Origin of the sequence: Francisella noatunensis subsp. noatunensis (assembly GCF_009823375.1) — a bacterium.
GTDB lineage: Bacteria > Pseudomonadota > Gammaproteobacteria > Francisellales > Francisellaceae > Francisella > Francisella noatunensis.
This window is the reverse complement of the sequence record NZ_WBSX01000125.1, coordinates 1-5,235: the sequence shown is the minus strand read 5'-3', so window position 1 is coordinate 5,235 and position 5,235 is coordinate 1. Positions and strand designations below refer to the sequence as shown.

Below are 5,235 nucleotides of genomic sequence, written 5' to 3'. Positions count from 1 at the left end.
TAGCTTTTTAACTTTACAGGATAGCTTATGATTATTTGAAGTTCTGCGGCTTTGATATAGCTTCTGTGCTATCTCAGCATTATAGTCACTATTTATACTAGTGCGATTAAGTTCCTTTTTTATAGCTCTTTCACTATAGCCAATTTTATTGGCTATTTGAGATGTTTGGTATCCTAATTTAAGTAATTCTTCTATGCAATATCTATTTGAAAGAGTTAAGTGCTTTGGCATTTTTTAGTTCCTTATCGTTTATTTTAGTTTCGTCAAAACCTAATAAACTATATTTGGAACTCTCTTTCAACTATTTAAAACTTTCAGAATACAATCTAGCTTTATAAAGCTCTCTACTTGAGCTAAATTCTGGATATCTACTGATTGAAAGAATGTACTATCACTTTGAATATCAATCTCACGACGCGAGCATAAAGATATTTTCATTTGCTTTTCTCGGCATGCATTAGCAATAGCTTTACCCATACCCATACCCATACCACTAGAGGCACCGACTATTAATACATGTTTATTTGTAAGTAAGCTCATCTTTACCTCCTAGAAAAATATTATTTATATATTCAGTAGTTATTTCTAGATAATTGATATTGATCTCTTTCATGATTCTTTGGTAATTAGTTCTATCATAGTTACATATTGTTGAGTCATCTATAATAGCATCAAGCCAATTATTATATTCGATAGTTTCATAGTTGAAACATTCAGCTAATATGTTTGCATTAAGAAAATTTTTGTTAGTAATATTAAGGATGTTGTAGTCTGGTTTAGTCAATATAAAATGTTCTACAATCTTAGTTATATGATCTACTGAGTCATTTCTAAGTTTATATTTTGAGGTATTTTCTTCTGGGTAATTATTTCTTTTAGTAGAGTAACCAGTTTGTATCAGATTTATTTATATAGCTAGGTGTTTGAGGTGAGATATTTCCTAGTCTTAAAACACTTGCATTAAGACCTTTTTCAATCATTTTATGAACGAGTTTTTCTGCTGCCCACTTTGTTTGCGAGTGGCCAGACTCTAGTGATTCAATCCAATCAATGGAATTAGATTCATCAAAAACTTTATTCAGATGTAATGGGAATATTCCATTAGTGGATATGTATATTAAATGTTTACTTTTATTCGTAAGACAAAAATCAATACAATGTGCTGTTCCATCAAGATTGCTTGGTTTCAAAGCATTATAAGGTAATAATAGATTGACAGAAGCTGCTGTATGAATAACGGTATCTATCTCTTTAGATAATCCTAACCATTTTTTACTATCTAAATCAAAGTTTGTTTTAGTAATATTTCCATTTAAATAGACTATTTTTGAGTTTGTTTTAAAGTTAAGTTTTTCAAGAGTTTTTTCGACTCTTTATCTCGCTTGATTTTCATCTGTAGCTCGTACCAAACAGTAAATTGTTTGTATTTTCTCATTTGATATTAAGTGAGCTAGAAGGTGAGAGCCTAAAAATCCTGTTGCGCCTGTCAATAAGATATTTCCAGTATTTGTTGATGATAAATCTTGACAAATATTTGGTTTTATGGAAGTTGTAAATTTATTAATGTCATCCAAGATCTCTTGAGTGATTTCTTGTTTTGTTGAGGATTGATTATTTATTATTAAATTATAACTATCTTTTAGAGAACTTTTTTTAACAAAATTGCTGATAGTAATATCAAAGCCAAGCTCTTTTAGATTACTTATAAGTAACATTGCAGATAGGGATGATCCACCAAGCTCAAAAAAACAGCTTGTTAGAGATATATCATCTTCAGATATATTTAAGATATTTGACCATAATCTTTTATAGTCTTGCAAATTATTGATTGCTTGAACTTCTTGAGTTTCAATGATTAAATCATCATGTTTAATGCTATTTCTATCAAGTTTGTTTGAGTATCTGTTAAGAGGTATTTCATCGAGTATAACAATATATTTAGGGAGCATATAGTGAGCCAGATGGGGAGAAATTTTATCTAGTAGTTTTTTAGAGGGCTTATTGTTATTTTTTAGATCCCACTGCTGGCGAAAAGTATCTTGATTCTCTTTAGGAATTTCTAAATATGCAATCAATGATTCTGACATTCTTGTGGCACCTGTTTTATCGACTATACAGTGCATTATGTCAAGTTTATCCTTAATAACAGATTCAATAAATGGTAGTGAAAGGGTATAACCTCTTAGTTTGATAATATAATCGCATCGACCATATATTGTTATTAACTGTCCATCATCTGATAGCTTGCCAAAATCTCCAGTTTTATAAAGGCGCTTCTTGATTGGACTATTTGCTGCAGTGATAAATCTTTCTGTATTAAGGTCTGGTTTATTGATGTATTCATTAGCTAATCCTATAGAATGGATATATACTTCTCCTTTTTGGCCATTCTTAACTATTTTTTTATTTTCATCAAGCACAACTGCATCAACCTTTGGTAGTACATGACCAACAGGGACAACGCCATCTTCTTCTAAATATTTATCATTTGGGTGTAATTTATATACTGCAACATCGTGACATTCAGATATAGAATACAGATTATATATATTTGTGGAGCTCATGAATTTCTCTAGTTTATATTGTAGCCAACTAGAGACTACTTCACCATTTAACCAGCATGTATTAATATTATTAAATATTTCTATAGCAGTATCTTCCGAAGTTGATAATAAAGTTTCAAGATACGAAGGTGTAAAGAGAATTTCATTGATCTTTTTATTTTTGATATATTTTGCATGCGCTTTAAAATCATAAAGTATTGTATCTGGGATTATATTAGTTCTTCCAACTTTTAATAAGGGTCTAAAAGCTTCCCAAAGGTAGTAAATATTACAACCAATCGAACTATCGCTATCATAGGGTTTGATAGTTTCTCTAATTTTGTATGATTCAACTATCGCTCTATGAGATATAGAGATTCCTTTATTTTTGCCAGTAGTGCCAGATGAGTATACTAACCAAAAATCTTTTTCTGGATCTATCTTTATATCCATAGGTATTTGAATCTTAGAGTCATCACACTTTGATATAATATTTATATAATCTATACATTTTACTGATTTAATATCTGGTATCTCATCGCATAGAATTAGATCTGAGTTTGTATCATTTATGATATCCTTAAGCAAAGGTAAAGGAAATGATTTATCTAACTGTACGCAACTTGCTCCTATACTTGATACTGCCAAAAAGGCAATGATAATCTCATATCGTTTTGAACTGTATATAGAGATTATACTATTCTGATTATAGCCATTTTCTGACAAGTATCTCGTTAGATTTATAATTTGGTTAGCTGTTTGCTGATATGTAAGCTCAATATTTTCATCAGTGATAGCTATATTGTTAGGAGTTTGTTTAGCTTGTATAAAAAAGCAATTACTAAGAGTGTTCGGAATCACTATTTTAAGAGTGTTTATATGAGTATTAATAACTATGTTAAATGATTTGACTGATGAAGATAAGTAAAGAATCAAAAAATGCTTATTTTGTTAATATTTATAGATCATATTGTTATGAACTAAATCTAATTATAAGTTATCAAACTTAGAAAAATTAGTTTACAATAAGATTAGGTAGAAGAAAGTTTTCTTTGAATAATGATAGATAAAAGTGGGTATCGAGCAAATGTAGCGATAGTTTTACTAAATAGACAAGATAGAGTGTTTTGGGGTCAAAGAAAGAGTAGAACCTCGTGGCAATTTCCTCAAGGAGGAGTTGCAACGGGTGAGACACCATTGCAGGCGATGTATAGAGAGTTGTACGAAGAAGTTGGTTTACGTCCTCATGATGTTGAAGTAATTGCATCTACTAGAGATTGGTTTAAATATGATATTCCAGATTCACTTGTGAGAAGTAAAGAGCCTGTATGTATAGGACAGAAACAAAAATGGTTTTTATTAAGGTTAAAAACTTCAGAAAGTAATATTAACTTAGAAGCCAATGACTCTCCTGAATTTGATAATTGGCGATGGGTTAGTTATTGGTATCCAATAAATCATGTGGTTTATTTCAAGCAAGATGTTTATCGAAAAGCACTGACTTATTTCAAAGAATATATAAATTGATTATTTGTTTAATCTTTTGTTTTCAACAAATGCTTTTGACCATAGGTAGGTAAAAATACCTATGTATGCAGCTACTATTACATCTAAGAAATATAGCTAAATACTACGATTATTAATGTTATTATACCGTATAAAAAAGTTCTTTTTGCAAGCTTACAATCAAGGCATTTCATAGTTAAAATTATTGAAAATTACCAAATTAGTTGATATAGTATAATACTATTACAAATAATTTTAAATACTAAGATGTTCGAGCAAGGTTGGTATAAAAAAGCTAAGCATATAAAAAGTCCTAACTTTAATCAAAGACCTAATGCTAATGATATCAGTCTAGTAGTTATACATTGTATAAGTTTACCAGAAGGTGAGTATGATAATACTAATGTTGAGAAGCTTTTTACCAACAAGCTTGATTGCCAGCAACATGAGAGCTTTCAAAGTTTAAATGATGTACAAGTATCTGCACATTTTCATATAAAAAGAAATGGTGAGATAATACAATTCGTTTCTGTAGATGATAGAGCGTGGCATGCTGGAGTAAGCCAATTTAATGGCCGACAAGGCTGTAATGATTTTTCGATAGGAATAGAATTGCAAGGCACTGATAATAGTGTGTATAATCAACAACAATATAATTCGCTCAATACTTTATTAAGAGATTTACAGCAGAGTTATCGAGAGTTGAGTGATATTGCTGCACACAGTGATATCGCACCGAATAGAAAAACAGACCCTGGTAAATATTTTGATTGGAGAAAGGTAGATTTTAAATCTGCTAGATTTCTGAAAGTTTTAAATAGTTGAAAGAGAGTTCCAAATATAGTTTATTAGGTTTTGACGAAACTAAAATAAACGATAAGGAACTAAAAAATGCCAAAGCACTTAACTCTTTCAAATAGATATTGTATAGAAGAATTACTTAAATTAGGATACCAAACATCTCAAATAGCCAATAAAATTGGCTATAGTGAAAGAGCTATAAAAAAGGAACTTAATCGCACTAGTATAAATAGTGACTATAATGCTGAGATAGCACAGAAGCTATATCAAAGCCGCAGAACTTCAAATAATCATAAGCTATCCTGTAAAGTTAAAAAGCTAATAATAGCTTTGTTAAAAAAGAAGATATCTCCGGAACTTATTTGTGGTAGATTAAAACATGAGG

Annotated in this window: 6 protein-coding genes and 2 pseudogenes; 3 read left to right on the top strand and 5 right to left on the bottom strand. The window is 30.1% G+C overall.

Features of this window, described 5'->3' with window-relative positions; translation table 11 throughout:
* From F8C69_RS08940 to F8C69_RS08930, 4 genes and pseudogenes are all read right to left on the bottom strand, one after another.
* On the bottom strand, window positions 1-231 hold a 231-nt coding region (locus tag F8C69_RS08940; RefSeq protein ID WP_159183974.1), incomplete at its 3' end, for a helix-turn-helix domain-containing protein.
* Window positions 232-297: 66 nt separating this feature from the next.
* Complete coding sequence (locus F8C69_RS08935) at window positions 298-540, bottom strand: hypothetical protein (RefSeq protein ID WP_234384233.1); 243 nt, start codon at window positions 538-540, stop codon at window positions 298-300.
* Window positions 521-784 carry a hypothetical protein gene (locus F8C69_RS10865; RefSeq protein ID WP_234384234.1) on the bottom strand — a complete coding sequence of 88 codons (264 nt, stop codon included), beginning with the start codon at window positions 782-784 and terminating at the stop codon, window positions 521-523. Before F8C69_RS10865 ends, F8C69_RS08935 begins: the two co-directional genes overlap by 20 nt.
* Before the next feature lie 91 nt (window positions 785-875).
* Window positions 876-3,404, bottom strand: a pseudogene (locus F8C69_RS08930) (non-ribosomal peptide synthetase).
* Window positions 3,405-3,602: 198 nt separating this feature from the next.
* On the opposite strand from F8C69_RS08930, the gene F8C69_RS08925 reads away from it, so the two are divergent.
* Window positions 3,603-4,070 carry an RNA pyrophosphohydrolase gene (locus F8C69_RS08925; RefSeq protein ID WP_159184929.1) on the top strand — a complete coding sequence of 156 codons (468 nt, stop codon included), beginning with the start codon at window positions 3,603-3,605 and terminating at the stop codon, window positions 4,068-4,070.
* Here F8C69_RS08925 and F8C69_RS08920 read toward each other — a convergent pair.
* Window positions 4,071-4,163: pseudogene (locus F8C69_RS08920) on the bottom strand (phosphatase PAP2 family protein); the annotation flags it as partial.
* A gap of 153 nt (window positions 4,164-4,316) precedes the next feature.
* Here F8C69_RS08920 and ampD point away from each other — a divergent pair.
* Both ampD and F8C69_RS08910 read left to right on the top strand, forming a co-directional pair.
* Window positions 4,317-4,874, top strand: coding sequence for a 1,6-anhydro-N-acetylmuramyl-L-alanine amidase AmpD (ampD, locus tag F8C69_RS08915; protein WP_159184928.1), 558 nt, complete (start codon window positions 4,317-4,319; stop codon window positions 4,872-4,874).
* Window positions 4,875-4,940: 66 nt separating this feature from the next.
* A partial coding sequence (locus F8C69_RS08910) for a helix-turn-helix domain-containing protein (protein WP_159184785.1) occupies window positions 4,941-5,235 on the top strand: 295 nt, incomplete at its 3' end.